The 26,985-nt window shown below is 61.3% G+C and carries 26 protein-coding genes; 15 read left to right on the top strand and 11 right to left on the bottom strand.

Annotation, left to right across the window (positions count from 1 at the left end; all coding sequences use genetic code 11):
* Positions 1 to 28 precede the first annotated feature (28 nt).
* Together AB3X39_RS10055 and AB3X39_RS10050 are read left to right on the top strand one after the other, a co-directional pair.
* Entirely contained in the window at positions 29 to 2,683 is a 2,655-nt protein-coding gene (locus AB3X39_RS10055) for a PAS domain S-box protein (RefSeq protein WP_369417242.1), read from the top strand.
* A gap of 1 nt (position 2,684) precedes the next feature.
* Positions 2,685 to 3,500, top strand: a complete 816-nt coding sequence (locus AB3X39_RS10050) for a TIGR00266 family protein (RefSeq protein WP_369417241.1) — start codon at positions 2,685 to 2,687, stop codon at positions 3,498 to 3,500.
* Between the two features lie 9 nt (positions 3,501 to 3,509).
* Here AB3X39_RS10050 and AB3X39_RS10045 read toward each other — a convergent pair whose 3' ends face one another.
* The 3 genes from AB3X39_RS10045 to AB3X39_RS10035 all read right to left on the bottom strand — a co-directional run bounded on the left by AB3X39_RS10045 (position 3,510) and on the right by AB3X39_RS10035 (position 6,083).
* A complete protein-coding gene (locus AB3X39_RS10045; RefSeq protein ID WP_369417240.1) occupies positions 3,510 to 3,944 on the bottom strand; it encodes a universal stress protein in 435 nt (144 codons plus the stop codon).
* Between the two features lie 91 nt (positions 3,945 to 4,035).
* On the bottom strand, positions 4,036 to 4,935 hold the full coding sequence (locus AB3X39_RS10040) for a sulfurtransferase (RefSeq protein WP_369417239.1): 900 nt from the start codon (positions 4,933 to 4,935) through the stop codon (positions 4,036 to 4,038).
* Positions 4,936 to 4,958: 23 nt separating this feature from the next.
* The gene (locus AB3X39_RS10035) at positions 4,959 to 6,083 is read right to left on the bottom strand and encodes an aromatic ring-hydroxylating oxygenase subunit alpha (RefSeq protein WP_369417238.1); all 1,125 of its coding nucleotides are present in this window, start codon (positions 6,081 to 6,083) and stop codon (positions 4,959 to 4,961) included.
* Positions 6,084 to 6,250: 167 nt separating this feature from the next.
* Here AB3X39_RS10035 and xseB point away from each other — a divergent pair, with 167 nt between their 5' ends.
* The 4 genes from xseB to folE2 are packed head-to-tail and all read left to right on the top strand — an operon-like array spanning position 6,251 to position 10,152.
* Positions 6,251 to 6,490, top strand: a complete 240-nt coding sequence (xseB, locus tag AB3X39_RS10030) for an exodeoxyribonuclease VII small subunit (protein WP_369417237.1) — start codon at positions 6,251 to 6,253, stop codon at positions 6,488 to 6,490.
* Positions 6,487 to 7,404, top strand: coding sequence for a polyprenyl synthetase family protein (locus tag AB3X39_RS10025; RefSeq protein ID WP_369417236.1), 918 nt, complete (start codon positions 6,487 to 6,489; stop codon positions 7,402 to 7,404). The genes xseB and AB3X39_RS10025 overlap by 4 nt, the downstream gene beginning before the upstream one ends.
* A gap of 37 nt (positions 7,405 to 7,441) precedes the next feature.
* The gene (dxs, locus tag AB3X39_RS10020) at positions 7,442 to 9,355 is read left to right on the top strand and encodes a 1-deoxy-D-xylulose-5-phosphate synthase (RefSeq protein WP_369417248.1); all 1,914 of its coding nucleotides are present in this window, start codon (positions 7,442 to 7,444) and stop codon (positions 9,353 to 9,355) included.
* 11 nt (positions 9,356 to 9,366) lie between these two features.
* A complete protein-coding gene (folE2, locus tag AB3X39_RS10015) occupies positions 9,367 to 10,152 on the top strand; it encodes a GTP cyclohydrolase FolE2 (RefSeq protein WP_369417235.1) in 786 nt (261 codons plus the stop codon).
* A gap of 30 nt (positions 10,153 to 10,182) precedes the next feature.
* Here folE2 and AB3X39_RS10010 read toward each other — a convergent pair whose 3' ends face one another.
* The 3 genes from AB3X39_RS10010 to AB3X39_RS10000 are packed head-to-tail and all read right to left on the bottom strand — an operon-like array spanning position 10,183 to position 11,586.
* Positions 10,183 to 10,473: a 2Fe-2S iron-sulfur cluster-binding protein gene (locus AB3X39_RS10010; protein ID WP_369417234.1), complete on the bottom strand. Its 291-nt coding sequence runs from the start codon at positions 10,471 to 10,473 to the stop codon at positions 10,183 to 10,185.
* Entirely contained in the window at positions 10,470 to 11,072 is a 603-nt protein-coding gene (locus AB3X39_RS10005) for a glutathione peroxidase (RefSeq protein ID WP_407069720.1), read from the bottom strand. The genes AB3X39_RS10010 and AB3X39_RS10005 overlap by 4 nt, the downstream gene beginning before the upstream one ends.
* Before the next feature lie 31 nt (positions 11,073 to 11,103).
* Complete coding sequence (locus AB3X39_RS10000) at positions 11,104 to 11,586, bottom strand: SET domain-containing protein (protein ID WP_369417233.1); 483 nt, start codon at positions 11,584 to 11,586, stop codon at positions 11,104 to 11,106.
* 104 nt (positions 11,587 to 11,690) lie between these two features.
* On the opposite strand from AB3X39_RS10000, the gene AB3X39_RS09995 reads away from it, so the two are divergent.
* From AB3X39_RS09995 to AB3X39_RS09985, 3 genes are all read left to right on the top strand, one after another.
* The gene (locus AB3X39_RS09995; protein ID WP_369417232.1) at positions 11,691 to 12,413 is read left to right on the top strand and encodes a TerC family protein; all 723 of its coding nucleotides are present in this window, start codon (positions 11,691 to 11,693) and stop codon (positions 12,411 to 12,413) included.
* Positions 12,410 to 13,402 (top strand): serine/threonine protein kinase, encoded by a 993-nt coding sequence (locus AB3X39_RS09990; protein ID WP_369417231.1) that lies wholly within the window; start codon positions 12,410 to 12,412, stop codon positions 13,400 to 13,402. Before AB3X39_RS09995 ends, AB3X39_RS09990 begins: the two co-directional genes overlap by 4 nt.
* A 292-nt stretch (positions 13,403 to 13,694) precedes the next feature.
* On the top strand, positions 13,695 to 14,180 hold the full coding sequence (locus AB3X39_RS09985; protein ID WP_369417230.1) for a hypothetical protein: 486 nt from the start codon (positions 13,695 to 13,697) through the stop codon (positions 14,178 to 14,180).
* Positions 14,181 to 14,202: 22 nt separating this feature from the next.
* Here the strand turns inward: AB3X39_RS09985 and htpG are convergent, their stop codons facing one another.
* On the bottom strand, positions 14,203 to 16,095 hold the full coding sequence (htpG, locus tag AB3X39_RS09980) for a molecular chaperone HtpG (protein WP_369417229.1): 1,893 nt from the start codon (positions 16,093 to 16,095) through the stop codon (positions 14,203 to 14,205).
* A gap of 291 nt (positions 16,096 to 16,386) precedes the next feature.
* On the opposite strand from htpG, the gene pilB reads away from it, so the two are divergent.
* From pilB to zapD, 5 genes are read left to right on the top strand one after another with little or no spacing between them, the layout of a single operon-like run.
* The gene (gene pilB / locus AB3X39_RS09975; RefSeq protein ID WP_369417228.1) at positions 16,387 to 18,102 is read left to right on the top strand and encodes a type IV-A pilus assembly ATPase PilB; all 1,716 of its coding nucleotides are present in this window, start codon (positions 16,387 to 16,389) and stop codon (positions 18,100 to 18,102) included.
* Between the two features lie 15 nt (positions 18,103 to 18,117).
* Positions 18,118 to 19,353 (top strand): type II secretion system F family protein, encoded by a 1,236-nt coding sequence (locus tag AB3X39_RS09970; protein WP_369417227.1) that lies wholly within the window; start codon positions 18,118 to 18,120, stop codon positions 19,351 to 19,353.
* Between the two features lie 4 nt (positions 19,354 to 19,357).
* The gene (locus AB3X39_RS09965) at positions 19,358 to 20,287 is read left to right on the top strand and encodes a prepilin peptidase (RefSeq protein WP_369417226.1); all 930 of its coding nucleotides are present in this window, start codon (positions 19,358 to 19,360) and stop codon (positions 20,285 to 20,287) included.
* The gene (gene coaE / locus AB3X39_RS09960; RefSeq protein ID WP_369417225.1) at positions 20,278 to 20,910 is read left to right on the top strand and encodes a dephospho-CoA kinase; all 633 of its coding nucleotides are present in this window, start codon (positions 20,278 to 20,280) and stop codon (positions 20,908 to 20,910) included. Before AB3X39_RS09965 ends, coaE begins: the two co-directional genes overlap by 10 nt.
* Positions 20,911 to 20,943: 33 nt before the next feature.
* Positions 20,944 to 21,699 (top strand): cell division protein ZapD, encoded by a 756-nt coding sequence (gene zapD / locus AB3X39_RS09955; protein WP_369417224.1) that lies wholly within the window; start codon positions 20,944 to 20,946, stop codon positions 21,697 to 21,699.
* Between the two features lie 19 nt (positions 21,700 to 21,718).
* On the opposite strand, the gene AB3X39_RS09950 is transcribed toward zapD, so the two are convergent.
* The 4 genes from AB3X39_RS09950 to AB3X39_RS09935 are packed head-to-tail and all read right to left on the bottom strand — an operon-like array spanning position 21,719 to position 24,453.
* On the bottom strand, positions 21,719 to 22,201 hold the full coding sequence (locus tag AB3X39_RS09950) for an NUDIX domain-containing protein (protein ID WP_369417223.1): 483 nt from the start codon (positions 22,199 to 22,201) through the stop codon (positions 21,719 to 21,721).
* Positions 22,194 to 23,123 (bottom strand): ATP-binding protein, encoded by a 930-nt coding sequence (locus tag AB3X39_RS09945; RefSeq protein WP_369417222.1) that lies wholly within the window; start codon positions 23,121 to 23,123, stop codon positions 22,194 to 22,196. The genes AB3X39_RS09950 and AB3X39_RS09945 overlap by 8 nt, the downstream gene beginning before the upstream one ends.
* Positions 23,108 to 23,761, bottom strand: coding sequence for a nucleoid occlusion factor SlmA (slmA, locus tag AB3X39_RS09940; RefSeq protein WP_369417221.1), 654 nt, complete (start codon positions 23,759 to 23,761; stop codon positions 23,108 to 23,110). Before slmA ends, AB3X39_RS09945 begins: the two co-directional genes overlap by 16 nt.
* Positions 23,761 to 24,453 carry a pyrimidine 5'-nucleotidase gene (locus AB3X39_RS09935; RefSeq protein WP_369417220.1) on the bottom strand — a complete coding sequence of 231 codons (693 nt, stop codon included), beginning with the start codon at positions 24,451 to 24,453 and terminating at the stop codon, positions 23,761 to 23,763. The genes slmA and AB3X39_RS09935 overlap by 1 nt, the downstream gene beginning before the upstream one ends.
* Before the next feature lie 99 nt (positions 24,454 to 24,552).
* On the opposite strand from AB3X39_RS09935, the gene AB3X39_RS09930 reads away from it, so the two are divergent.
* Entirely contained in the window at positions 24,553 to 26,928 is a 2,376-nt protein-coding gene (locus AB3X39_RS09930; RefSeq protein WP_369417219.1) for a hypothetical protein, read from the top strand.
* Positions 26,929 to 26,985 lie beyond the last annotated feature (57 nt).

Below are 26,985 nucleotides of genomic sequence, written 5' to 3'. Positions count from 1 at the left end.
TGTGAGCTGGAATTTGCGCCCTTCTTCGATGGCAGACCTTCTCAGGAAAAGTCTGCGAAGCCTCTGGAGTTCACTGCGTCACCACCCGCCTGCTGCGTGGGTGACGTTGGTGATCTCCTTGGTCCTGACATGGGCGGGCTGGTATGTGACCAATCAGTTCATCCAGCACCGCGCCTCGGATCGCTACGCTTTCCAAGTCAAAGACGTGCTGGGCGCAATCCAGCAACGCATGCAGACCTACGAGTCGATGCTTCGTGGGGGTGCTGGCCTGTTTGGCGCCAGCGAAACCGTCGATCGACGCGAATGGAAAACCTACGTTCAGGCCCTTCAACTCGATCAACGCTTTCCCGGCATCATGGGGTTTGGCTACATTGAGCGCATCAGCACCGATCAGCTGAGCGCACACCTGAGCCGGATTCGCACCACAGGCAACCCTGATTACGTCATCCGCCCAGAAGGGCCACGCGACGTTTACAGCGCGACCACGTATCTCGAACCCGACACCGAGGCCAATCATCAAGCGCTCGGATTGGATCTGTACGCCCAGCCTAACTTGCGAGGTGCCATGGACCGGGCCCGCGACACGGGGATGCCGGCCCTTTCTCGCTTGGTCAGCTTGGATCACGTGGGCTCGCCTGACCTTCTCAAGGAACGTCGGCTGTTCATGTTTCTGCCGATTTACCGCAAAAACGCGCCCCTTCAGACCCCCACTGAGCGCCAGAACGCTCTGGAAGGCTGGATTTACACCAGCATGCACAGCCAAGATCTCCTGCGTGACATCTTGGGGGCCAGCAACGCGGAAATCGACGTTGAAGTCTTTGACGGCACCGACATGCGCCGCGACACCATGCTCTATCACGACCTTGGTGAAGAAGAGCCCCACTTGGGCCGTACCGACTACGCCCCCGATTTCAGCCAGACCACCCGCCTCGAATTTGGGGGTGAAACGTGGTCCCTTTTCATCCACACCCAACCTGGCTACATCGCCGCCAGCGATACCGGTCAGCCCATCATCGTGGCCTTGGGAGGCTTGGCCTTGGATGTGTTGCTGTTCCTGATGATCGGCATCATGTCCGATCGGCATCAACAAGCGCATCGCATCGCCAGCGCCATGACCGAGGGGCTGCAACAAAGCGAAACCCGTTTGCGGGCCATCTTGGACAACTTCCCCTTCATGGTGTGGCTCAAGGACGAGGAAGGCCGCTTGCTGGCGGTCAATGATCCCTACGCTCACGCGTGCGGTCGGCCCGATATCTCCAGCGTTGTCGGCATGAGCGAGGCCGATTTGTGGCCGCAAGACATCGCCCAAGCGCATGAAGAACAAGCTCAGTTGGCGATGCAAGACCGCTTGGAGCACATCACCATCGGCCGCATCACCCGCGCAGGACAAGAGCGTTGGATGGAGGTGCACTGCGCCCCTTGGTGCGCCAACAACGGCACCGTGCTGGGTACCGTGGGCTACACCTTGGACATTTCAGAGCAAAAACAAGCCGAGCAGTCCCTGCGCGCCAGCGAGCGGCGTTTCCGTCAGATCTTCGAACAAGCGGCGGTAGGCACCGTCCTGATTGCCCCCGATGCCGGGGAAATTCTTGACGCCAACATCCGTTTTGCCGAGTTCTGTGGTCACAGTCGCTCGCAACTTCTGGGCATGCCCTTGCAAGATCTGCTTGAACTGGGCCCCGATGACTCGGTGACGGCGTGGATTGGCCGCCTCTGGCAACCCGGCGAAAACAACCACACCCATGAAGTGACGTTGCGCCATCACGACGGGCACACCGTCTGGGCAGTGGTTGGGATGGTGGCGCTGCGCGATGACCATCTGCCCTTGCCCCTGATGGTGATGTCGGTGATCGACATCACGGCGCATAAGCGGGCCGAGCAAGCGCTGCACGACAGCAAAGAGCTGCTTGATTTGGCCCTGCTGGGCAGCACCGATGGACTCTGGCGCTACGAAATCCGCTCAAACACCTTGGTGCTGTCACCCCGCTACAAGGCTCTGCTGGGTTACAGCGAGCATGAGCTGGACGGTCTGGATGCTCAAGCCTTTATCGAGCAAGCCCACCCGGAAGATCGCCCACGCCTGCAAGCCATCTGGACGGCCTGCCATCAAGGCGAAACCGCCCACCACGAAACGACCCTGCGCTTGGTGCACAAGGACGGGCATGAGATGCCCGTCCTGTTGCGCCTGTTTGTCGGCCGGGATGATCAAAACCACCCACAACGCCTCGTTGGCACCTGCATTGATCTGAGCGAGCGTCTGCGTCTCTTGTGCAACTGGCCCGCAGCAGCACAAGCCAGCCCGACCGTCCCGCGACCGATGCTCTGGGTGGTGGAGCCTGATGCTTCTTTGCGTGAGACCTTGGGCCAAATGCTCAGCCGTGAAGGCTACGCCGTGCGCGCGTTTGATCAGGCCCTGCCCGCCTTGGCTGCGATCGATCACGACACGGGCCCCAAGCCGCAGCACCTGCTGGTGGCCCAACAACTCACCAGCGAACTCTCGGGGCTGGAGTTGGCCATCGCCATGCGCAGTCGCCAACCCGATTTGCGGATCGTGCTCACCCTCGAAGCCCATGCCCCGGCGATCCACACCGAGCTGGCCCACAACCAAGGCGTGCAACAGATCTTGCACAAGCCCTTCGACGCCACCACGTGGCTACACGCACTCACCGTTCAAGGAATTTGAGATGAGCATGGACGTGATCGACTACGACATTCGTGGCTCGGAAATGCAATTCGTCGAGATTGAGCTCGACCCCGGCGAGGCCGCCGTGGGTGAAGCAGGCAGCATGATGTTCATGGATGCCGGCATCACCATGGACGCCGTTTTTGGTGATGGCTCCGGCCAGCAAGGCGGCTTTTTCGGCAAGTTGCTCGGTGCTGGCAAACGGCTGCTGACGGGTGAATCACTCTTCACCACCGTCTACACCAACCAAGCCGGGGCCAAACAGCGTGTCGCTTTTGCGGCCCCCTTCCCCGGCAAGATCATGCCCATGGACTTGCGCCAGCTGGGCGGGATGCTGATCTGTCAAAAAGACTCATTCCTTTGCGCCGCACGCGGCGTTTCGATCGGCATCGCTTTTCAGCAAAAGATGGGTGTGGGCTTCTTCGGCGGTGAAGGCTTCATCATGCAAAAGCTCGAAGGCGACGGACTGGCCTTCATCCACGCGGGCGGCACCGTGGTGCGCCGCGAGCTGCAAGCGGGTCAATCGCTGCTGGTGGATACGGGCTGTTTGGTGGCCCACACACCCAGCGTCAACTTTGAAATTCAGTACGTCGGCAAGATCAAGACTGCGCTGTTTGGCGGTGAAGGCCTGTTCCTGGCCCGTCTGAGCGGGCCCGGGCAAGTCTGGTTGCAGAGCCTGCCCTTCTCGCGCTTGGCCTCACGCGTGTTTGCTGCTGCGCCACAACGGGGTGGCTCGCGTGAAGAAGGCTCACTCTTGGGCGGTCTCGCCACTGGCAGTGCGCTCAGCGGCTTGTTCAGCAGCGACAACGACGACTGAAACGCGCCCTCAACGCACCACCAACACCGGGGTGGTGCTGTGGGTCAGGACTTTCTGGGTTTCGCTGCCCAGCAGCAACCCGGCCAAGCCACGCCGACCGTGAGACGCCATCACGATCAGATCGCAATCGTGGTGACGCGCATGCTCAAGGATGGCTTCCCAAGGGTGCAAAGATTCCACTTTGACCATCGTGCAAGCCACGCCGGCAGCTTGGCAAGCCAGTTCGACTTGATGCAGATGCTGTGTCGCAAAACGCTCTTGCGCGTCATAGAACTCCTGCGGCGGCATCGGTTGCATTTCAGTGATGGCGCTGTAAGGGAAAGGCTCCTTCACGGCCAGAGTCTGAATTTCAGCCCCTTGAGTCCGCGCCAAATCAACGGCGGTGACCAATGCCTTGGTGGTGATATCAGAGCCATCAGTGGGAAACAGAATGCGCTTGAACATATCGTTTTTTCCTTGAAAAAGGGACATGGCCTCGGAGTATCAGGGCAAGCGCCACGCCTTGTAGACCACGAAGTGTAGAGATCGGTAGAGATCAGTGTCCGATTGACACGCCGCAAGTGCGCACCGGTCGGGTCGGGTCAGCGCACCATTCACTCCACGACCCAGGATACAAGGCCGTATCACCAAAACCGGCCACGGCCATCGCTAACAAGTTGTGGCAAGCCGTCACCCCGGAACCACATTGATGCACCACCGGCAAGCGCAAATCCCCCGTACGGGCCCAGAGAGCATCGAAAGCGGCCTTCAGTTGGCCGGCAGAGAGAAAACGACCATCCACGGCCAAATTGTCCTGAAACGGCCGATTCAATGCCCCAGGGATGTGGCCAGCCACGGGATCGAGCGGCTCAATATCACCACGGAACCGTGCTGGCGCACGCGCATCAATCAACGTGTGTTGATGCAAACCGGCTTGCACGGCATCAGCATCCAACGTGGGCATGCCCGGTTCGGCCGACAAGGGATAGCAGATGCGCAAGCCCGCATCGTCCATGCTTGCCACGACGGGGCCCGGCCCACTGTCCAGCGCGTAACCCAGGGCCTGCCAAGTCGGCAAGCCACCATCCAACAACGCCACGGCGCGGTGACCCAGCCAACGCAGCATCCACCAAGCCCGCGCGGCAAACATCCCGCCCTGACGGTCATAGACCACCACGGGGGTGTCGGCCCGAATCCCCATCGCCCCGACCGTGGCCGCAAAGGCTTCGCGGGTGGGCAGAGGATGGCGACCATTGCGTCCCGTTTTGGCCGCACTGAGATCTCGCTCTAGGTGCGCATAAAAAGCCCCCGGAAGGTGGGCGCTCCGATAAGCCGCCTCACCTGCATGCCCATCGGCCAGATCAAAACTGACATCGATCAGCACCACGCGCCCCAACCATGCTGACAAAACGTCAGCGCCGATCAAGGGGGTGGGGAAAATATCTTGTCGGCTCATGGCTCAAACCTCGTTCAAGAGAATCAGGCGTCAGGCGCTGTCTCGCGCATCACACGCCGGTACCACGCATGGAAGTGCTGCATGCCATCTTCCATGGGGCTTTGATAGGGTCCGACCTCGTCGTCGCCGCGCTGCATCAGCGCCTTGCGGCCCTGATCCATGCGCTCGCCGATCTCATCGTCTTCGATGCAGGTTTCCATGTAGGCCGCTTGCTGGGCCGCCATGTACTCGGGCTCGAAGGCGACGATTTCTTCCGGGTAATAAAACTCCACCACGTTCAAGGTCTTGTCGGGCCCTTGGGGGTAGAGGTTGGAAACCACCAACACGTTCGGGTACCACTCGACCATCAAGGTCGGGTAATAGGTCAGCCAGATCGCGCCTGAGCGGGGTGCTTGGCCCCCTTGGTAACTGCGCACCTGCTGCTGCCAGCGCTCGTAAACCTTCGAGCCCGAGCGGCTCAGGGCCTCTCCTTTGGTCGAAGCAATCCCCACGGTCTGGACCGAATAATCGTGCCCCATCTCCCAGCGCAGATCGTCGCACGTGACGAACTGCCCCAAGCCGGGATGGAAGGGCACCACGTGGTAGTCCTCAAGGTAGACCTCGATGAAGGTCTTCCAGTTGTAGTTGCACTGGTGCATCTCGGCACGGTGGAAGACGTAGCCGCTGAAATCAAGCTCCGCCTGCGGGCCGAGCTTGGCGAGATCACCCGCTACGTCGCGGCCGTTATCCTCGAAAATCAGACCGTTCCATGTCTTGACCGGATACGAGCGCAGATGCAAGCACGGATCGGTCTCGAAGTGCGGCGCGCCGCGCAACTTGCCATCCAAACCGTAGGTCCAGCGATGCAGTGGGCACACCACTTGGCTGCCCGTTTGCCCACGTCCGCGCAACATCACCGCTTGACGATGGCGACAAACGTTGGACATCAGGCGAATGCCGTCGGCAGTTCGCACCAAAACACGCCCGTCGCCTTCTTGCGACAGCACGTGGTAGTCCCCCACTTCTGGAATCATCAATTCGTGCCCCAGATAGCGGGGACCGGACTGAAAGATGCGACGCATCTCCATCTCGTAGCGGGCCGTGTCGAAGTAGCTGGACACGGGCAATTGGGTGCGACTCGGCTGGAGCGAGATGCTCAGGTCGGACATGATCCCCAGAAATCTCCAAAGAACGGCATGAGGAAAAAGGGCAAACGCCCAAGATGGGACCGGGATTGTAGCGATCTGAGCGCAACACTCTTGTTTCAAGTCAAAGGGGCTCCACGGGCTACTCACGAAGCCGCCCTACTACAATGGCCCGTTTTGTTGTCCTCGTCATGCCCAAGAGCGCCCCATCCAAATCCTTGCCGCCAATCAGTTACGACGCCGCACTGGCCGAACTCGAGCAATTGGTCCAGGGCCTCGAAAACAGCCAACTCCCTCTTGAGGGCATGCTGACAAGCTATCAGCGCGGTGCCGAACTGCTCGGTGCCTGCCGCGATCAGCTTGCAGCCGTGACTCAACAAGTCAAGGTCGTGGAAAACGGCCAACTCAAACCTTGGATCGACGCCCCATGAAGCGAGAAGCTTTTACAGCGTGGATGAGCACCGAACTGGCTGCCGTCGAAGCCACGTTGGACGCCCTTGTACCGGCCGATGCTCCGGCAGGTCTTGGTGAAGCCATGCGCTACGGCGTCTTGGACGGTGGCAAACGGCTGCGCCCCTTGCTGGTGCTGGCCGCATCCCGCGCCGTAGGGGCCACCGACGGCGTCGGCCGCGAAGCCGCCTTGCGCGCAGCCTGCGCCGTGGAACTGATCCACGCCTATTCGCTCATTCACGATGACATGCCCTGCATGGACAACGATGTGTTGCGTCGTGGCAAACCGACCGTGCACATCAAGTTCGGACAAGCCCAAGCCATGCTGGCCGGCGATGCGATGCAGGCCTTGGCTTTTGAAGTCCTGACCCCCGAGGTCGAAACCCTGCCGATCCCGCCTTGGCTGCAAGCACGACTGTGTGGGCTGCTCGCACGGGCTGGCGGCCAACAAGGCATGGCCGGTGGACAGGCGATCGACTTGGCCAGCACGGGCAAGACCTTGGACGAGCAGCAGTTGCAAGACATGCACCAGCGCAAGACCGGCGCCTTGCTGCAAGCCAGCGTGATGATGGGTGCCGCCTGCGGTGAACCCAACACTGCCGTGAATCACGCTCTCCATACCTATGGGGCTGCGCTGGGTTTGGCCTTCCAAGTCGTCGATGACATCTTGGACGTGACGCAAGCTTCAGACAAGCTGGGCAAGACAGCTGGCAAAGATCGCTGCCAAAACAAACCGACCTACGTCTCCATTCTTGGGCTCGAAGGCGCCACCCAACGGGCTCGAACCCTGCACCGTCAAGCCTTGGATGCCCTCCAAATGCTGGAGGCTCAAGGCTTGCCTGACATCCACGCGCTCGCCCTCTTGGCCGACCGCGTTGTCGAACGCGAGTCCTGAACTGACTTGCCCTGATGGATCCGAAATGCCCGTCGCGATGACCGCTCCTGCGCTGCTTTCCCGCATCAATTCCCCGGCCGACGTGCGCAAGCTGTCGCGCACCGAACTCAAACAACTTGCCCAAGAATTGCGCGACTTCGTGGTCCACAGCGTTTCGCAGACCGGTGGGCATCTCTCGTCCAACCTTGGCACTATCGAGCTGACCATCGCGCTGCACCACGTCTTCAACACCCCGGACGACCGGCTGGTGTGGGACGTGGGCCATCAGACCTACCCGCACAAGATCCTCACCGGCCGGCGCGACCGCATGCACACGCTGCGCCAACAAGGTGGGCTGTCAGGCTTTCCGAAGCGCGACGAGAGCGAGTACGACACCTTCGGCACGGCGCACTCTTCCACCTCGATCTCGGCAGCGCTGGGCATGGCTTTGGCCTCACAGCTCAAGGGCGAAGAACGGCACTGCGTGGCCATCATCGGCGACGGTGCCATGACCGCCGGCATGGCCTTCGAGGCCCTGAACAACGCCGGCATGCCCCACGACGGCAAGGTGCCCAACTTGCTGGTGGTGCTCAATGACAACGACATGTCGATCAGCCCGCCGGTGGGCGCACTCAACAAATACCTGGCGCGGCTGATGAGCGGCAAGTTCTACGCTGCTGCCCGCGAAGGGGCCAAGAACGTGCTTAAAAACGCCCCGCCGCTGTTCGAGCTGGCGCGGCGCTTCGAGGAACACGCCAAAGGCATGGTCGTGCCCGGCACCATCTTTGAAGAATTCGGCTTCAACTACGTTGGCCCCATCGACGGCCACGATCTGGACGCGCTGATCCCGACGCTGGAAAACCTGCGCGACAAACGCGGCGCGCAGTTCCTGCACGTGGTCACCAAAAAAGGTCGCGGCTACAAACTGGCCGAGGCCGACCCGATCGCCTATCACGGCCCCGGCAAGTTCGACCCGGCACGCGGGCTGCAAAAACCCGCCACCCCGCCCAAGACCACCTTCACCCAAGTGTTCGGTCAATGGCTGTGTGACATGGCCGAAGCCGACAAGCGCTTGGTGGCCATCACACCGGCCATGCGCGAAGGCTCGGGCATGGTCGAATTCCATCAGCGCTTCCCCGAGCGTTACTTCGACGTCGGTATCGCCGAGCAGCACGCCGTCACCTTGGCCGGCGGTTTGGCCTGCGAAGGCATCAAGCCGGTGGTGGCGATCTATTCGACTTTCTTGCAGCGCGGCTACGACCAGCTCATCCACGACGTGGCCTTGCAAAACTTGCCGGTGCTGTTTGCCATCGACCGGGCGGGCATCGTCGGGGCCGATGGCGCCACGCACATGGGCGCGTTCGACATCGCCTTCATGCGCTGCATCCCCAACCTCGCCATCTTGGCCCCCGCCGACGAATCCGAAACCCGCCGGGCGCTGACCACCGGCTTTCGCCGTGACGAGCCCGTGGCGGTGCGCTATCCGCGCGGCGCTGGCGCCGGCATCGCCCCCGCACAAGCGCTTGATGAGCTGCCTTGGGGTCGGGGTGAAATCCGCCGCCAAAGCAGCCGCCTGAACCACCCCACCGATCCCACCCAGCCACGCATCGCCCTGCTGGCCTTTGGTCCGCTGCTCTATCCGGCCCTGCATGCCGCTGAAGCGCTCGACGCCAGCGTGGCCAACATGCGCTTCATCAAGCCGCTCGATACCGCCTTGCTGCTCGAACTGGCCCTGAGCCACGACGCCTTGGTCACCCTTGAAGAAGGCTGCATCACCGGCGGGGCTGGCAGCGCCGTGCTCGAAGCCCTGCAACAAGCCGGGGTCTCGATCCCCGTGCTCACCCTCGGCTTGCCAGATGCCTTCGTCGATCACGGCGACCCGGCGTACTTGGCCGCCCACCATGGCTTTGATGCCGCAGGGATTGAAAAGGCTGTTCGGACACGCTTTGGCACGCTCTTGGCTTCCGTATAAAACTTGTGCCCATGCATACCCCTTCCATCCCGGATACCCAAAGCGAACGCGACTCCCGGCATCTCGTCATCCAGCGTGTGGGCGTGCGCGCCCTGCGCTATCCCTTGCAAGTCAAGGTCGGCGCCCATGTGAGCACCAGCGTGGCCACATGGACCTTGGATGTCGCCTTGCCGGCCGAACAAAAAGGCACGCACATGTCGCGCTTCGTGGCGTGGCTGGAAGCCTTGGACACCGAGCAGCGCTTGCTGAGCGCCGAGACTTGGCGCGCTGAACTAAGCGACATGCTGAGCCGCCTGCACGCCACCGACGGCACGATCGAGGCGCGCTTTCCCTTTTTCATCCGCAAGCACGCGCCGGTCTCAGGCGTGACCAGCTTGCTCGACTACCAAGGCGGCTGGATCGCCGAAACCCGGGACGGCCACACGACGATCTGGGCTGAGGCGGTGGTGCCGGTCAAAAGTCTGTGCCCGTGCTCGAAGGAAATCTCCGACTACGGGGCGCACAACCAGCGCTCCAACATCAGCCTGAAGCTCGAACTGTTGGCCCCCATCGGCTGGGACGAGATCGTGCGCTTTGCTGAACAAAGTGCCTCCAGCGAGATTTGGGGCATGCTCAAACGTCCCGACGAAAAGTGGGTCACCGAGCGCGCCTACGAAAACCCCAAATTCGTCGAAGACCTTGTGCGCGACGTCGCCCTGCGCCTCAACGCCGACCCGCGCATCGGTCGCTACAGCGTGGACGTCGAAAACTTCGAATCGATCCACAACCACTCGGCGTGGGCGCGGATTGAACGGTAGACGCTGAGGAGCCATAAGCCCCACGCGGGCTTATTCGCCCAGCACCTTCGCCTCGATCACCACATCACTGCGAGGCTGGGCCACACAGGGCAGGATCCAGCCGGCGAGCTTTTCTTCGGGGAGCAGCCCCGGCCAGTCGATGGTGTGCTGGATCTGACCGTCAAGCAGACGGCACATGCAGGCCCGGCAAGTGCCGTTGCGGCATGAACTCGGTAAACGCACACCCGCAGCCCAAGCAGCGGCCCACAAGGTCCGTCCAGCAGGCGCTGGCATGTGGTGGCCGCTGGGTTGAATCAAAAGGGTGTGCGCAGGCGAACTCAAGGTCGAGCCAGCTGCTTTTCGACCTCACGGATGAAGGCCGGTGACTGGGGCTCGATGTCGCTGGCGAAACTGCTCACGCTTTTGCCGTCACGCCCAATGATGTACTTGTGAAAGTTCCACGCCGGCGCTTCGCCGGTGCGTTGCGCCAGTTGCCGGTAGAAAGGAATCGCAGCCGCTCCCTTGACCGCTGTTTTGGCAAACATCGGAAAGCGGATGCCAAAGGTGCCTTCGCAGAAATCGACAATCTTCTTGGCCGACTCCGACTCTTGGAAGAAGTCATTCGAAGGAAACCCCAACACCACCAAACCCCGATCCTTGTAGGTCTCGTAGAGCGCTTCGAGCCCCTTGTACTGCGGGGTGAAGCCGCAAAAACTGGCGGTGTTGACCACCACGATCACTTGGTGCTGGTACTGACACAGCGATTGCGGCACGTCGTCTTGCAGACGCGGCACGTTGTGTTGCAACAAGGGCGCACAAGCAGGCTCAGCCGCAACAGCCAGCGACGCAGAGCTCGCCCACAAGCCCGTCGCCAACACGACACCGGCCACGGGGCCAGATAGCGCCCTCAAAAAGCCTTGATGAGTCCACATCATGTTCATGCCATCTCCCACGCGATACCACGCAATGAAGTCACAAAAAACTGCGGCACCCAGGGGCACCGCAGCGGCAGCTCAAGCGGCCAGCGTGGTGAGTTTCGCCGTAATCGGCGGTGAGTTCTTCGCCGACGGCAATGGCCCTCAACGCGAAAAGCTCAATGCGCCCGCCTCGCACGCGCAACACCGTGTTGGGCTGGCAGGAATGATTGGTGTAGCGCAGCGGATCGGTGGAGTGGGTGGCATCGACGGCGCGCTTGTCCGAGACCTCGATCATCATGATGCGAGCTTGGCTACGCACCCGCCGATGGGCCTCGCGCACGCTGATGAACTCACCCCGGATCTCGCCAATCTTCTTGTAGGCGGGGATCGGCTCAACCGCAAAAGCCCCCAGCCCATCGATGGCGCTGGGCTGGTTGATAACAGCAAATTTCTGCGGATTTCTCGGCCCTTGGGTCGGCGGCGTCACCACCGTGGGCAGCGCCTCGGGCGCAGGGGCGTGGGTACGAAGTTCAGGCATGGGCTGAGGGTAGCCGATTTACCCACGGGTTAACCACAGGTCGGCCAAGGGCCAGCCAAGGATCACTGGCTATGATCGGCGGTGCAACCCTTCGAAACATACCCATGCTGGAACTTCTTTTTCAACCGCAGACTTGGATCGCCCTGGCCACTTTGACCGGGCTCGAACTGGTGCTGGGGATCGACAACATCGTCTTTATCTCGATCTTGGTCGAAAAGCTACCGGCCGAGATGCGCGACAGCGCCCGACGCATCGGCTTGTTCATGGCGATGTTTTTGCGCATCGGTTTGCTGGTCATGCTGTCTTGGATCATCGGCCTGACCGAGCCCCTCTTTCATGTCATGGACCGAGGTTTTGCTGGACGCGATTTGATCTTAATCGCCGGCGGAATGTTTCTGCTGTGGAAAAGCACCGGCGAGATCCATGAAACCATCCAAGGTGCGGAGGAAGAAAGCCATGGCGGTGTGCGCCCACGGGCTTCCTACGGTGTGGCTATTTTGCAGATCATGTTGATCGACTTGGTGTTCTCACTCGATTCGATCATCACCGCCATCGGCATGGTTGATCAGGTGCCGGTGATGATCGCCTCGGTGGTGACCTCGGTCGCCATGATGATGGTGTTCTCCGCCGCCATCGGTCGCTTTATCTCGAAGTACCCCACCATCAAGATGCTCGCCTTGGCGTTCTTGGTCGCGGTGGGGTTGCTCTTGATCGCTGAGGGCTTTGGCAACCATGTCCCGAAGGGCTACATCTACTTCGCCATGGCTTTTTCGATGATTGTGGAAATGCTCAACATCCGCATGCGTGGCCGCCAAGGTCAAGCATGACCCATCCCAGCGATACGCCCTACGCCGGGCTCACCCCGCACGCGGTGCTCGACGCGCTCGACGCGGTGGGGCTGCGCGGCGACGGGCGCATCCTGCAACTCAACTCGTATGAGAACCGCGTTTTCCAAGTGCATTTGGAAAACGACGGGCCGGTGGTGGTCAAGTTCTACCGCAATGGCCGCTGGAGCGATGCGCAGATCCTGGAGGAACATGCCTTCGCCCTTGAGCTCGCGGCGGCGGAAGTCCCCGCTGTGGCCCCCATGGTGTTGCCCTTGCCCGAACCCAGCACCTTGGCGCATGTCGGCCCTTGGCGCTTGGCCGTCAGCCCGCGCTGCGGTGGCCGCCAACCCGAGCTGGAAGACCCTGATACCTTGAGCTGGATCGGCCGCTTTCTGGCGCGACTCCATCAGGTGGGTCAACAAAGTGCTTTTACCCAGCGCATTCGACTTGAGGGCAGCCAAGCGGCGCGCGCCGCCGTGCAGTGGCTGCACAAGAGCAACATGCTGCCACCCGGCAGCGACGCTTGGCACGCGATGGCGCTGCAAGCGCTGGAGCGGGTCGATGCCGCTTTAGAGCGCCATGGCCGCGTGAACCTGCTGCGCCTGCACGGCGACTGCCACCCCGGCAACCTGCTCTGGAGCCCATCGGGGCCACACTTTGTCGATCTGGACGATGCAGTGATGGGCCCAGCGGTGCAAGACCTCTGGATGCTCTTGGGCGGCACACGCCAAGAGATGCAGTCCCAACTTGGGGCCTTGCTCGACGGCTATGAGAGCCTGCGCGACTTTGACCGCCGTGAGCTGGCGCTGATCGAGCCCCTGCGCACCTTGCGCATCTTGGGGCACAGCGCTTGGATCGCCCGCCGCTGGCAAGATCCGGCCTTCCCGATTGCTTTTCCCGCGTTTGAGAGCCCGTCTTACTGGGGACAACAGCTCACGCTGCTGCGTGAACAAATCGACGCCATGGCTGAGCCACCGTTGGTGGCGTGATGTTGCAGCGAAGAAACAAGCGCCACACCCCGCGCTAAAAAGCCCCGTCCAGCATGGAATTGTCACTGTTGCGAGCGATCCGCTCAGTGCGCCATACCCCTCAAACGCTCGCCCCCCGATAGAGTCTCGCTCCTTCAGAGATTCATCGCCGCACGCTTCAGTCAAGCTTCATTCGCGTTTTAAAAACACGGGCCGTCATCAAGCTGTCACGGCCTTGTCACAGCAACCAGAGATGATCGCCAGCGTGCCAAGAGACTTCATCACAACAACCAAAAACACTCAGGAGCCCACCATGACCTATGCACCATCGCCCCCCACTCAACGTCCTCAGCGTCAACTCTGGTTGACCAGTTCCATGGCCGTCGTCAGTCTTGGGGCGGGATCCATGAGCCGCAGCCGCTCGGGGATTCGCGCTCACACCAGCAGCCACTCGGTGGATGAAACCATCCGCCGCATCAGCGATCAAGCCAACCGCTCCGGCTTGTCGGTTTTTACCCGCCTGAGCCAACCGCAACGCTCCGATGCCCGCTGGGCCGCTCCGTCAGGCACCGTGCTGGTCCTGAGTCATCGCTGTGATGTCGTGCCCGTGCTGCACAGTGGTGCAAACCGGGCGATTGATTTGCCCATGGCCATCGAGATCGGCACCGGCGAAGCCGGCGCGACGCAGGTCCGCCTGCACGACATGGACCAAGAAGAGATGCGCCGCGCTTTGAGCGGCGATGTCTTGCACAGCGCCAGCACCTTGCCCGAACTGGTGGCCAAGGCGCTGGAGCACTGAGTCGGCTTTTCCGCCGATCCGATCAGGCCAGAATCAGGGCCTGAATGCGCTTGACGTGCGCCGCTGGATCTTCCAGCTGACCTCCTTCGGCCAACATGGCGTTGTCGAACAACACTTGGGCCAAATCGTCAAAGGTCGAAGCCCCTTCGGGCAACGCAGCCAGCTTCTTCACCAAAGCGTGCTCGGCATTCACTTCCAGCACCGGCTGGCTGTTGGGTGCGGGTTGACCGGCTTGCTTGAGCATGCGGGCCAAGTGAGCACTCATATCGCCTTCTTCCATCACCAAGCAAGCGGGTGAATCAACCAGCCGGGTGGTGACGCGCACGTCTTTGGCCCGCGCTGCCAAAGCAGTCTTGATGCGATCCAGCGTCGGCTTGAAGCCTTCAGCAGCCACTTCGGCTTGCTTCTTCTCTTCTTCGTCTTGCAACTTCCCCAGATCGACCGCACCTTTGGCCACGCTTTGCAGGCTGTGCCCTTCAAATTCGTAGAGGTGACTGAGCATCCACTCATCGACCCGGTCGGTCAGCAACAGCACCTCGATGCCCTTCTTGCGGAAGATTTCAAGCTGCGGGCTGTTCTTGGCCGCGGCCAAACTGTCGGCGGTGATGACGTAAATCGCCTCTTGGCCGTCCTTCATGCGCGCGACGTAGTCGGCCAAGGACACCCCCGCATCAGCGTGGGTCGAGGCAAAGCGGAACAGCTTGGCCAGACGCTCGCGGTTGGTATGGTCTTCGCCCAGACCTTCCTTGAGCACTGCACCAAACTCTTTCCAGAAGTCGGCGTATTTGGCCTTGTCGTCTGCGCTCTCGCTATCGGCCAAGCTTTCCAGCATCGACAAAACGCGCTTGGTCGAGCCTTCACGGATGGCCCGCACATCGCGGCTTTCTTGCAGCAGTTCACGTGACACGTTCAGCGGCAAATCGGCCGAGTCGATCACGCCCTTCACAAAGCGCAGGTACACCGGCATCAGCGCTTCGGCGTCATCCATGATGAAAACGCGCTTGACATAGAGCTTGACGCCACCACGCTTGTCGCGGTTCCACATGTCCATCGGCGCCTTGGCCGGGATGTAGAGCAGCTGGGTGTATTCGCTGCGGCCTTCAACGCGGTTGTGCGTGTAGGCCAGAGGGGCGCTTTGGTCGTAGGTGAGCTGTTCGTAGAACGCTTTGTACTCAGCGTCGGTGATGTCGGACTTGGAGCGCGCCCAGATTGCCGCTGCCTTGTTGACCGATTCCCATTCGTCGGTGATGACGTTTTCGCTCTTTTCGGCGTCCCAATGCTCCTTGCGCATCAACACCGGCAACGAGAGGTGATCCGAGTACTTGCTGATGATGGACTTCAGCTTCCAAGTGCTGAGGAACTCATCTTCATCGGCGCGCAGATGCAAGATCACATCGGTGCCACGCGCCTCACGGTGGATGGCTTCAACGTCAAAGTCACCCGTACCTTCGCTGCTCCAGCGCACGCCTTGGTCGGTCGGCAAACCAGCGCGACGCGACTCAACCGTGATGCGGTCAGCCACGATGTAGCCTGAATAAAAGCCAACGCCGAACTGACCAATCAAGTTAGCGTCCTTGGCCTGCTCGCCTTCGAGCTTGCCCATGAATTCTTTGGTGCCGCTCTTGGCGATGGTGCCGAGGTGATCAATGGCTTCTTGGGCGGACAAACCAATGCCGTTGTCGCTGATGACGATGCGGCGGGCGGCTTTGTCGAAACTCACCCGCACAGCCAAGTTGGGCGAATCTTCGAACAAAGCGTTGTTGTTCAGCGCCTCAAAGCGCAATTTGTCGCAGGCATCGGAGGCGTTGGACACCAGCTCGCGCAGGAAAATTTCCTTGTTGGAGTAAAGCGAGTGCGTGACGAGATGCAGCAGTTGCTTGACTTCGGCTTGGAAGGAGAGCGTTTGTTTGGTCATGGTCGAAAGGGATCAAAAAGACCGGGCGAAAGCCCAAGGCATCGGCCCAGAACTTGGAGGCGCTTGCAAGCTTTTCAAGTCACCTCGGCAAAAAGCCCGTTGCCCGCAAACGACAAGATGCTACGAAGCGTTGCAAAACCGGACATAAGCCAGATTCCAGGGACTCGGCTGAAGATCTTGTGAAGAAACGGTCCTTACATTGCTTCCTCGCTTGGCAACGTGATTTACTTCTCGGCCGGGATCAAGGATCATCCGTTGCTTTCATCGTCCCGTTCATTCCATCGAGCTGCAGTGGCTGAAAACGTCCCCGACCCCTCCTCCAATTTGGCTGGCATTGCGCGCGTTCTGGTCAACGCTGGCAAATTGAATCAGAAGACGGCCGAAGAGCTGACGCGCAGTGCGCGTGAGCAGCGGCGTACCTTCGTGTCCGCCGTGATCACGGCCGGCGTCATTTCGGCGTCCGACTTGGCCCATGCGTTGTCATCGACTTTGGCGATCCCGCTGGTTGATCTGGCAGCGATCGACATGCGCAAGATCCCGCCCAACTTGGTGGATGCACGCACCCTGAACGAATGCCAGGTGGTTGCTTTGGGCAAACGGGGCAACCGCATCTTCATCGGTGGTGCCGATCCGACCGCCCAAGATGTGATCGACCGCATCAAATTCGCCACCCAGCTCACGCCTGAGTGGATCTTGGTCGAGCACGACAAACTGGCCAAGCTGCTCGGAACGATGAGCACCTCGACCAGCGAAGCGCTGGAATCGATGGTGGGCGGCGACTTCGACTTTGATGTCGAAGAACAAGACCCCAACGCCAAACCCGAAGAAGAAGCCAACGAGGCGGACGACACCCCGGTGGTGCGTTTCCTGCAAAAGATGCTGGTCGATGCCATCAACCTGCGTGCCTCTGACTTGCACTTCGAGCCCTATGAGCTGCATTACCGGGTCCGTTTCCGGGTGGACGGCGAGCTGCGCGAGATGGTGCAGCCACCGGTGGCCATCAAGGACAAGCTGGCCTCACGCATCAAGGTGATCTCGCGCATGGACATCGCTGAAAAGCGCGTCCCGCAAGACGGTCGGATGAAGCTGAAATTTGGCACCAAGTCGATCGACTTCCGCGTCAGCACCTTGCCCACCTTGTTCGGCGAAAAGATCGTGATCCGGGTGCTTGACTCCTCTTCGGCCAAGCTCGGCATTGAAGCGCTGGGCTACGAGAAGGAAGAAAAAGATCGCCTGATGGCCTGCATCCAGCGCCCCTACGGCATGGTGCTGGTCACAGGCCCAACCGGCTCGGGCAAGACGGTGTCGCTCTACACCTGCTTGAACATCCTGAATCAGCCCGGCATCAACATCTCGACGGTCGAAGATCCTGCCGAAATCAACTTGCCCGGCATCAACCAAGTCAACGTCAACGACAAGGCCGGCCTGACTTTTGCCGCAGCCCTGAAATCCTTCCTGCGCCAAGATCCAGACATCATCATGGTGGGGGAAATTCGCGACTTGGAAACGGCCGACATCGCCATCAAAGCCGCCCAAACCGGTCACATGGTGCTCTCGACCCTGCACACCAACGATGCGCCGACCACGCTGACTCGGCTACAGAACATGGGCGTGGCGCCCTTCAACATCGCATCGAGCATCATCTTGATCACCGCCCAGCGGCTGGCACGGCGCCTGTGCGAAAACTGCAAGGCTCCGGCCGATTACCCCAAAGAAGCCCTGATCCGCGCCGGCTTTAAGGCCGAAGAACTTGATGGATCGTGGAAACCCTACAAGGCCATCGGCTGCTCATCGTGCAACAACGGCTACCGGGGTCGGGTGGGGATCTATCAGGTGATGCCCATTTCCGAAGACATTCAGCGCATCATCCTGACCCAAGGCACGGCGGTGGACATCGCCAAGCAATCCGCTCTGGATGGCGTGCGCGATCTGCGAACCTCCGGATTGGTCAAAGTGCGATCGGGTGCCACCACCCTTGAAGAAGTGATCGGCTGTACCAACCAATAACGGGATTCAAGGCATATGGCGACAGCGGCAAAAACAGCCCCGGCAAAAAAAGCCAAAAGCAAGGACTTGATCTTCCAGTGGGAAGGCAAGGACCGGGGGGGTCGGATCGTGCGCGGCGAGATGTCCGGCGGGGGCGAAGCCATGATCAGCGCCAGCTTGCGGCGCCAAGGGATCATGGCCACGAAGATCAAAAAGCGCCGCTCTTCGGGTGGCAGTGCGATCAAGTCGGCCGAAATCGCGGTGTTTACCCGCCAGTTCGCCGCCATGCTGAAAGCCGGTGTGCCGCTGCTGCAATCCTTCGACATCGTCGGTCGGGGTAGCGCCAACCCCCGCATGACCAAAATGTTGGCCGACATTCGGGCCGATATCGAAACCGGCTCCAGCCTCTCGGAAGCCTTCCGCAAGTACCCACTGCTGTTCGATTCGCTCTACTGCAATCTGATCGAAGCGGGCGAAGCCGCCGGTATTCTTGAAGCTCTGCTCGACCGGCTGGCGATCTACCAAGAAAAAACGCAAGAACTCAAATCGAAGATCAAGTCGGCCCTGACTTACCCGATTGCGGTGTTGGTGGTCGCTTTTGTGGTGGTGGCGGTGATCATGATCAAGGTGGTGCCCTCCTTCAAAGAGGTGTTCACCAGTTTCGGCGCCGAACTGCCTGGCCCGACCTTGGTGGTGATGGCGATGTCCGAGTTTTTCGTGGCCTACTGGTACCTGATCTTCGGCTCCATCGGTGGTGTGGGCTACTTTGCCTTCCAAAGCTGGCGCCGTTCACCCAAGATCCAGCTGCTGGTGGACCGCGCCATGCTGAAACTGCCGATCTTCGGCGTGGTGGTCTACAAAGCCACCGTCGCCCGCTGGACCCGCACCCTATCCACCATGTTCTCAGCGGGCGTGCCCTTGGTGGAGGCCTTGGACTCGGTGGGGGGCGCCTCTGGTAACGGCGTTTTCACCATCGCCACGGAGCAAATCCAGCGCGATGTCTCCAGCGGTGTCGCGTTGACCTCGGCCATGCAAACCAGCAACCTCTTTCCGCCGATGGTGCTGCAAATGGCGGCCATCGGTGAAGAGTCCGGTGCCCTTGATCAGATGCTGTCGAAGGTGGCGGACTTCTATGAAAGCGAAGTGGATGAAGCGGTGAAGGGGCTGTCGAGCCTGATGGAGCCGATCATCATCGTCGTGTTGGGCTCGATCATCGGCGGTATCGTTGTGGCGATGTATCTGCCCATCTTCAAGATCGGTCAGGTGGTTTGATTTCATGGCCGAATTTCCTCTGTTTTGGCTCTTGCACCCAGCGGGCCTTGCGCTGCTGGGTTTGATGATCGGCAGCTTTCTGAACGTGGTCATTCATCGGCTACCGATCATGCTTCAGCGCAGTTGGTGGGCCGATGTGCAGGCTCAATTGGCCGATACCGAGAGCTGTCAAAGTATCTTTGGGACCCAAGCACCCACCCGCCCCAGCGATTTGGCCGCTCAAGCACTCGACAAGGCCCTGCAAACCTTGCCCCCCTTGGACTTGGCCGTCCCGGGTTCGCGATGCCCACGCTGTGGTCATGTGCTGGCATGGTGGGAAAACATCCCGGTGCTGAGTTGGTTGATCCTGCGCGGCCGATGCAAGAGCTGTGCAGCGCCCATCTCGATGCGCTATCCCGGCGTAGAGATCGCAACCGCTGTTTTGTTTGCGGCGATCGGTGGGCGTTTTGGCACCGAGCCCGTGACACTGCTTTGGTGCTTGGTGGGCGCCGTGCTGCTGGCGGCTGCGCTGATCGATTGGGACACCACCCTCTTGCCCGATGGTTTGACCCAACCGTTGCTTTGGCTCGGACTGATCGCCGCCGCCATGGGCTGGACGCTGCCCTTGAATACGGCTGTGTGGGGCGCTGTGGCCGGCTACTTGAGCCTGTGGAGCGTGACTTGGCTGTTCAAGCTCGCCACTGGCAAGGTCGGCATGGGCGAAGGGGATTTCAAACTGCTGGCGGCACTGGGCGCATGGACCGGGGCTTCGATGATCCTGCCCATCGTGCTGACAGCTTCGTTGGTCGGCGCGGTGGTCGGTTTGGGCATGAAAGCCACCGGCCAGTTGCGCCAAGGGGTTTACGTCCCCTTTGGTCCCTTCCTCGCGGGCGGTGGCTTGGTCGTGATTCTGGCCGGCCCGCAGCGGGTCATGGGCTGGATGGGATGGGCCTAAACCAGCGCCGTTGGGGACTGACTGGCGGCATCGCCAGCGGCAAGAGCTCGGTGGCGGCAGCTTTGCAGCGCCGAGGTGCGCTGATCGTGGATACCGACCGCATTGCGCACGCGCTCACCGCCCCCGGTGGCGCCGCGATCGCCGCCATCGCCGCCACCTTTGGACCCCAAGCGATCACCGCTGAAGGGGCCTTGGACCGCCCCCACATGCGAGCACGCGTCTTTGCCGATGCCCCACAACGACAACGCCTTGAACAGATCCTGCACCCCTTGATTGAGCTTGAAGCCGAGCGCCAAGCGGCCCAAGCGGCTCACACGCAGCCGGTGGTCTTTGATGTGCCCTTGCTGGTGGAGACTGGGCGCTGGCGCGCCCGGGTCGGGCGGGTGCTGGTGGTCGATTGCTCGCAAGAGCTGCAACGCGCGCGCATCCGCCAACGCAACGGCTGGGATGAAGCCACCATCGACCGTATTTTGAGCAGCCAAGCCCGTCGCGAACAACGCCGAGCCTGCGCGGATGCCGTGATCGTCAACGATGGCAGCGACATGACCACGCTAGATGCCATGATTGGCACACTTTGGGACGTTTGGTGCAACTCGATGAACCCTGCCAACGTCTTGCTATGAAACAATTCGGCCCTTGCGCCGGAGGCCCTTGCCTTGATCCTTTACGAATACCCTTTCAACGAAAGCACCCGCACCATGCTGCGGCTCGAACACCTGTTCGAGCGCTTGGACGTGCTGGTCGCCCGTGATGCCCCGGTCGATCACCATTTCGCCTTGGCCACCCTGTTCGAGATCATGGATGTCTCGTCACGCGTGGACCTCAAGAACGACCTCTTGGGTGATCTCGACCGTCAACGCGCCACGCTCATCAGCTATCGCGGCAACCCCGCCATCTCGGAAAACGCCCTCGAACAAGCCATCACCTTGGTTGAATCCGCCAGCCAAGCGCTGCGCGGCACGGTCGGTAAAGCCGGCCACGCGCTCACGGCCAACGAGTGGCTGATGAGTATTCGCAGCCGCATCAACATTCCCGGGGGCACCTGCGAGTTCGATCTTCCGGCTTACTACGCGTGGCAACAGGAAAGTCCGGCCAAACGCCGCAGCGATCTGGAAGGCTGGATCAGCGTGCTGCGCCCCTTGTCGGATGGCTTGGACGTCAGCCTCGGCTTGCTGCGTGACGCGGGCAGTGCCCAAAACGTCATGGCGCGCAACGGTCAGTTCCAGCACAACCTGAGCGCCGGGCGCAGCTATCAATTGCTGCGCCTGCGCATCGACCCCAGCCTGAAACTCGTGCCCGAGATCAGCGGCCACCGCCTGATGGTGTCGATCCGGCTGATGCGCGCCGACGCCGAAGGACGGCTACGGGCCGTGCCCGAAGACGCACCGCTCGAAATCACGCTCTGCGCCTGAGCCACCACGCCGACAACACCTACCCACGCTCCTCGGCGAGCCACTCCAGCACCGGCCATGTGCCGGGCAGGACCGGCTCGACCGTGACCGGCAAGCTCTGCCACGCCATGGTCTGGCCTTCACGCATCTCGAAAGCGCCAGTCCAGTCGTCGATCTTGCAAAAATGCAGCCGCACCCGGGCATGGCTGTAATCCATGAGCTGCACCTTCCATGGGTGCACCTTGCCCACGGTGATGCCGATTTCTTCGTGCAGCTCGCGCCGCAAGGCTTGCTCGACGGTTTCACCGGGCTCGAACTTGCCGCCGGGGAACTCCCAGTAGCCCGCCCAAACCTTGCCGGGCGGGCGGGTGGTGAGCAGAAAGCGCACCTCTTGGCCCTCGGCGTCACGCTCAATCAACACGCCCACCGCCACATCGACCGGCACCCGGCCTTCGCGGGCCTCGTCCTCGGTGACACGCCGAACTTCGGACGCCGTGGAGGCCGTTGCAGCCGACTCAGTCATGGCCCTGCTCCTGGCGTTGCGCATGCCGTTGTTCATGCCGCCCGGCGTAATCCTTGGCGAACTGAAACGCCACCCGCCCAGAACGCGACCCGCGCTCCAAGGCCCAGATCAGGGCTTGCTGGCGCGCGGCGCTGATCGCCGTCTCGCTGACCTCGAAAGAGCGCAGCCACTGCGCCACGATGCTGAGATATTCGTTTTGCGAGAACGGATAGAAACTGACCCACAGACCAAAACGTTCCGATAGGGAGATCTTTTCCTCGATGGCTTCGCCGGGATGCAACTCGCCGTTCTCGTCGTGCTTGGCCGAGAGGTTGTCCTTCATGTGCTCGGGCAGCAGATGGCGCCGGTTCGAGGTCGCGCAAACCAGCACGTTGTCACTGGCTTGGGCGATGGAGCCGTCCAAGATCGACTTGAGCGCCTTGTAGCCCGACTCACCGTCGTCAAAACTGAGGTCATCGGCAAAGAGGATGAAACGCTGCGGCAAACCGGCGATCTGATCGACGATGTCGGGCAGATCGACCAAATCAGCCTTGTCCACCTCGATCAAGCGCAACCCTTCGGGGGCCCATTCGTTCAAGCACGCCTTGATCAGCGAGCTCTTGCCCGTGCCGCGTGCGCCGGTCAGCAACACGTTGTTGGCCGGCAGGCCTTGCACGAACTGATGCACGTTGCGTCTCAGGCGCTCTTTTTGCGGCTCGACTTCTTGCAGATCAGCCAGTCGGATCGGGGCCAGATGCCGCACCGGCTCCAACACCCCGACCAAACCGCGCTTGCGCCAGCGACAGGCCACCACGGTGGACCAATCGGGGGTCGGGGCGGCCACGGGCAAGGTGGCTTCAAAACGCGCCAGCACGGCCTCAGCACGAGCGATCAGGGCCAACAGGGCCGTGGTGGCAGACACAGTCTTCAGGGCAGCATCCATGACAAAACCAGATCGAGATGTTCGGTGGGGCTGCGTTTGAAATCCGAGCGGGCGAAGCGTTGCAGCCGCCCCATCGCAAAGCCCACCATCATCGAAGCCCGGGCACTCACGCCAACGGGCTGCGGTGCATGGCCCGGCTCGTCCGTCACGCCGCGCAGACATTGCCGCAGTTGCGCTTCAACCCGATCAAAGAACTGGTTCATGCGAACTTGCAGCCGCTCGTGCTCAAACACCAAGGCATCCCCCACCATCACGCGGGTCATGCCGGGGTTTTTCTCGCCAAACTGCAACAACAAGGCCACCACACGTGCGGCCTGTGCAGGCTGAGTGCCCTCGCGTTCCAGCACTTGGTTAATGAGCGTGAAGACACTGTTTTCGATGAAATCGATCAGCCCTTCGAACATCTGCGCCTTGCTGGAGAAATGGCGATACAAGGCCGCCTCGCTGACCCCCAAGCGTGCAGCCAGCGCCGCCGTGGTGATGCGTTCAGCACCGGGCCGTTCCAGCATGGAGGCCAAGGCCTGGAGGATTTGCTCGCGCCGCTCACCCGGTTTGGGTCGTTTGCGCACCGGCACAGCGCCAGCACCAGCGAGTTCGGGACCTGCCGCAATGACATCTTCGGGGGTGAGTTCAGACATCAGATGAGGGCCAACAATCGTTGAAAAGTGCGGATTTTGTCACACACATAAGCCGGCTTACGGCGCATCCGGGCGCTTATCTGCGGGGAGGAGGTCGCAGCTTGGGTCAACCAGCGCTGCATCCACACCGTGCGCATGCCCACCCGCCGCGCGGCTTTCTGGTGTGCCAAGGTGTCTTCCACCAAGACACACTGTCCAGCCTTCACCCCCAAGCGGGCCACCAAAGCCCGCAACATGCGCGCGTCAGGCTTGGGTCTCAGGTGACCAAACATGCGCATCTGTTCGATGCTGATCACCGCTTCAAAGTGATGCCTCAACCCCAAGACCCTCAGCACCCGCTCAGCGTAGTGGGCGGGTGCATTGGTGACGATGACCTTGCGGCCGGGCAAGCGCCGCAGAGCAGCCACGTCGTGCGGGTGGCTGTGCAACCGTCGCTCCAGCCCCGGAAGTCGATGGGTCTCTTCAAGAAAAGCCTGCGCCCGCACCCCGTGATGCCGCATCAAGCCCAACAACGTGGCGCCGTAACGCTGCCAGTAATGGGTGCGTAGATGCTGGGCTTGGACTTCATCCACCCCCAGTTCGCGGACGATGAAATCCGTCATCGCTCGGTTGATCCCACCAAAGGCCGCATGCGAAGCGTTATGCAGGGTGTCATCAAGGTCAAAGAGCCAAACAAGAGAGCGATTCGGCATGGTGGAGCAGGGTGTGACGTCAGATAATGCGCCACGCTCAAATGTGGCCGAAGCCCCAGAGATTCAAGACAAAACAAAAACTGCCGAGGAATATTCGTGATGTCCATGACGGGTGGTGACCCATCCTCGCTCTTGCGATTCCCGCCAGATCATGGGGATCATGATCATGCTGCCTTGGCGCTGGCCTCGGTACGTACTCGGGCTCACCTCCGAGGCATGCTGCTGGAAGTCACCATCGAGCAGTCCTTTCGCAACACCTCAGCGCAAACCCTGCGCATCAGCCCGTCGTTTCTGTTGCCCGATCATGCCGTGCTGCTCGGGCTGGATGCGATCTTGGCCAACCGACAGCACTTGCGCGCGCAAATTGCTGACAAGCACACCGCCAGCTTTCAACAAATCGCCTACACCCCCGTGGGCAGCCCCAACGACGATGACTCCGTCGATGTGTTGCTCGAAGGCAATTTGGATGGCAGCTACACCCTGCATCTGGGCGAGCTGGAACCCGGTGAGATTTGTCTCATCACGGTGCGCTACGGCCAGACCCCGCGCTACGAGCACGGCGCGCTGTATCTGACCATCCCCGCCACGCTCGGCCCGCACCGTTTCAGCACCCCGCGCGACGCCCCCCAAGGGGACGAAAATTTCGACTTGGCCATCGATATCTATGGCAATTGGGCCGAGGCCACCATCAGCTCGCCCACCCATCCATCGATGCAACTCAGCCAAGGCGACCAAGCCCCTGACGCCTCCCAGCGGATTCGGGTCAGCTTGTCGCGGCGCAACACGCTGGAGCGCGATTTTGCGCTGGTGATCAGCGACATCGCACAAGAAGCCATGAGCATGGCTTGGTACGAACACGACCCGATCCAAACCGATCAGGTGGTGGCGATGCTGGCCTTTCAACCCGATCTGCCAGCGCGACAAGACCCGCTGGCGCTGAAGATTTTGGTGGACTGCTCCAGCGCCATGTCCCCGGAAAGCATCCGCACCGCCCGACGACTGCAACAAGGGTTGATTGCCCTTCTCGCCCCCGAAGATCGCTTCAGCCTGTCGCGCTTTGGGACCACGGTGGAACACCACGCCGGACCACTTTGGCCGGCGAACGAAGCCTGCAAGCTGGCCGCCCGTCACTGGTCGCACGATCTCAGCCCACGCATGGGCCCCCCAGATCTGCAAGCCGCATTGCAGTCAACCTTTGAACAAACCATTCAGGGCTCACGCGCGGACATTTTGCTGATCACCCAAGCGCAAAACAGCGACCTCGCGGCGGCCTTGCTCACCGCCAAACAAGGGCCGCAGCGCATTTTTGTGATCTGCATTGGCCCGCCCGCTTCCAGCCACGCCCAAACCTTGATCCGCCAGGTTGCGGAGGTCAGCGGGGGCGTTTTTGATCAGGTGATCAGCGGCCAAACCCTCGAAGCCACGGAAGCAGCAGAAACCTCGATCGAGCGCTTGCTGCACCGTCTGCGCAGCGAACAACGCTTCGGTTTGACCTTGCAGTGGCCCGAAGGCATCACGCCGAAATGGCAGTCCACCATGCCGCATTCGATCTTCGACGGCGACACCGTGCTGGTGCATGCCGTCTTGGATCAACGCCCTCAAGGCAAGGTCCGCCTGCTGGGCTACGGTAGAACCCGCACCGATGAAGAGCGGCCCCTGTGGCAGCGCATGCTGACCATGGTTCGGGGCTCCTTGGGGGCGATCCGTGAACAAGGCCGGCACGGTTGGCGCGGTTGGCCCCACCCGCGCCACCACCGTTGGCAAGAAACCCTGCACAGCATCGCCACCCTGTCCGCCACCTTCAGCAGCGCCGAGCACCCCGGCCCCCCGCCGGTGCGCCCAGCAGCCACCGAATTAGCCCGCATGGTGGCAGCCGCGCGCTATCAAGAACAGCAGCAGCCTGCGTTGGCGGTGCAATACCAACTGACCACGCGATCAACCTACCTGATCTTGGTGCACCCCCACGAGGACGCCCACCAAGCCCTGAACCGCCCGCCCACCTTCAAACTGCGCCAACAGCGCATGGCCCCACTGCCACCCAAGCTCAACCAGCCCACGGTGGCGCAAGCCACGCCACAACGCCAAGAACCGATCTTTACCGCCCAAGCCACGGGAGCCGAGACCCGCCTCCCGATCCGCCCCTTGAGCCCGTGGGAATTCAGCCGGGTGTTCGAACAGCGCCAGCCCAACGACTGGCCCACCACCCTCCAAGGCCTGCGCGACATGGGCTTGGGCAAAGGCATGATCACTTGGTTGGTCTGCCATCTCTCCGAAGGCCCCGCAGGCGACATCGACGTGGCCGCCGGCATCCACGCCTTCCTCACCTTCTTCGCCCACCCCCTCACCCGCCAAGCCCTCCACCAAGGCCACGCCATCCCGGCGACCCACCCCTTACGCCAACACCCCGACCCCCGCCTCGCCCGCATGAGCCGCGACTTCTCCGGCATGACAGGAGAAAACTGGCCGGTGCTTTGAGTGCGCTGGTGATATGAGCGGCTGACCAAGAACACGATTGCGTATCGTCCGTCAGCA

The sequence above is a fragment of the Leptothrix ochracea genome, assembly GCF_041083635.1.
In the GTDB taxonomy this organism is placed as follows: Bacteria; Pseudomonadota; Gammaproteobacteria; order Burkholderiales; family Burkholderiaceae_C; genus Sphaerotilus; species Sphaerotilus ochraceus.
The sequence above is the reverse complement of the archived record's forward strand: the minus strand, read 5'-3'. Positions and strand labels throughout refer to the sequence as shown.

Coding starts and splice junctions, on each gene's coding strand:
- AB3X39_RS10055 (WP_369417242.1), top strand. CDS start 29: ATGGCAGACCTTCTCAGGAAAAGTCTGCGAAGCCTCTGGAGTTCACTG.
- AB3X39_RS10050 (WP_369417241.1), top strand. CDS start 2,685: ATGAGCATGGACGTGATCGACTACGACATTCGTGGCTCGGAAATGCAA.
- AB3X39_RS10045 (WP_369417240.1), bottom strand. CDS start 3,944: ATGTTCAAGCGCATTCTGTTTCCCACTGATGGCTCTGATATCACCACC.
- AB3X39_RS10040 (WP_369417239.1), bottom strand. CDS start 4,935: ATGAGCCGACAAGATATTTTCCCCACCCCCTTGATCGGCGCTGACGTT.
- AB3X39_RS10035 (WP_369417238.1), bottom strand. CDS start 6,083: ATGTCCGACCTGAGCATCTCGCTCCAGCCGAGTCGCACCCAATTGCCC.
- xseB (WP_369417237.1), top strand. CDS start 6,251: ATGCCCAAGAGCGCCCCATCCAAATCCTTGCCGCCAATCAGTTACGAC.
- AB3X39_RS10025 (WP_369417236.1), top strand. CDS start 6,487: ATGAAGCGAGAAGCTTTTACAGCGTGGATGAGCACCGAACTGGCTGCC.
- dxs (WP_369417248.1), top strand. CDS start 7,442: ATGACCGCTCCTGCGCTGCTTTCCCGCATCAATTCCCCGGCCGACGTG.
- folE2 (WP_369417235.1), top strand. CDS start 9,367: ATGCATACCCCTTCCATCCCGGATACCCAAAGCGAACGCGACTCCCGG.
- AB3X39_RS10005 (WP_407069720.1), bottom strand. CDS start 11,072: ATGAACATGATGTGGACTCATCAAGGCTTTTTGAGGGCGCTATCTGGC.
- AB3X39_RS10000 (WP_369417233.1), bottom strand. CDS start 11,586: ATGCCTGAACTTCGTACCCACGCCCCTGCGCCCGAGGCGCTGCCCACG.
- AB3X39_RS09995 (WP_369417232.1), top strand. CDS start 11,691: ATGCTGGAACTTCTTTTTCAACCGCAGACTTGGATCGCCCTGGCCACT.
- AB3X39_RS09990 (WP_369417231.1), top strand. CDS start 12,410: ATGACCCATCCCAGCGATACGCCCTACGCCGGGCTCACCCCGCACGCG.
- AB3X39_RS09985 (WP_369417230.1), top strand. CDS start 13,695: ATGACCTATGCACCATCGCCCCCCACTCAACGTCCTCAGCGTCAACTC.
- htpG (WP_369417229.1), bottom strand. CDS start 16,095: ATGACCAAACAAACGCTCTCCTTCCAAGCCGAAGTCAAGCAACTGCTG.
- AB3X39_RS09970 (WP_369417227.1), top strand. CDS start 18,118: ATGGCGACAGCGGCAAAAACAGCCCCGGCAAAAAAAGCCAAAAGCAAG.
- AB3X39_RS09965 (WP_369417226.1), top strand. CDS start 19,358: ATGGCCGAATTTCCTCTGTTTTGGCTCTTGCACCCAGCGGGCCTTGCG.
- coaE (WP_369417225.1), top strand. CDS start 20,278: ATGGGCCTAAACCAGCGCCGTTGGGGACTGACTGGCGGCATCGCCAGC.
- AB3X39_RS09950 (WP_369417223.1), bottom strand. CDS start 22,201: ATGACTGAGTCGGCTGCAACGGCCTCCACGGCGTCCGAAGTTCGGCGT.
- AB3X39_RS09945 (WP_369417222.1), bottom strand. CDS start 23,123: ATGGATGCTGCCCTGAAGACTGTGTCTGCCACCACGGCCCTGTTGGCC.
- slmA (WP_369417221.1), bottom strand. CDS start 23,761: ATGTCTGAACTCACCCCCGAAGATGTCATTGCGGCAGGTCCCGAACTC.
- AB3X39_RS09935 (WP_369417220.1), bottom strand. CDS start 24,453: ATGCCGAATCGCTCTCTTGTTTGGCTCTTTGACCTTGATGACACCCTG.
- AB3X39_RS09930 (WP_369417219.1), top strand. CDS start 24,553: ATGTCCATGACGGGTGGTGACCCATCCTCGCTCTTGCGATTCCCGCCA.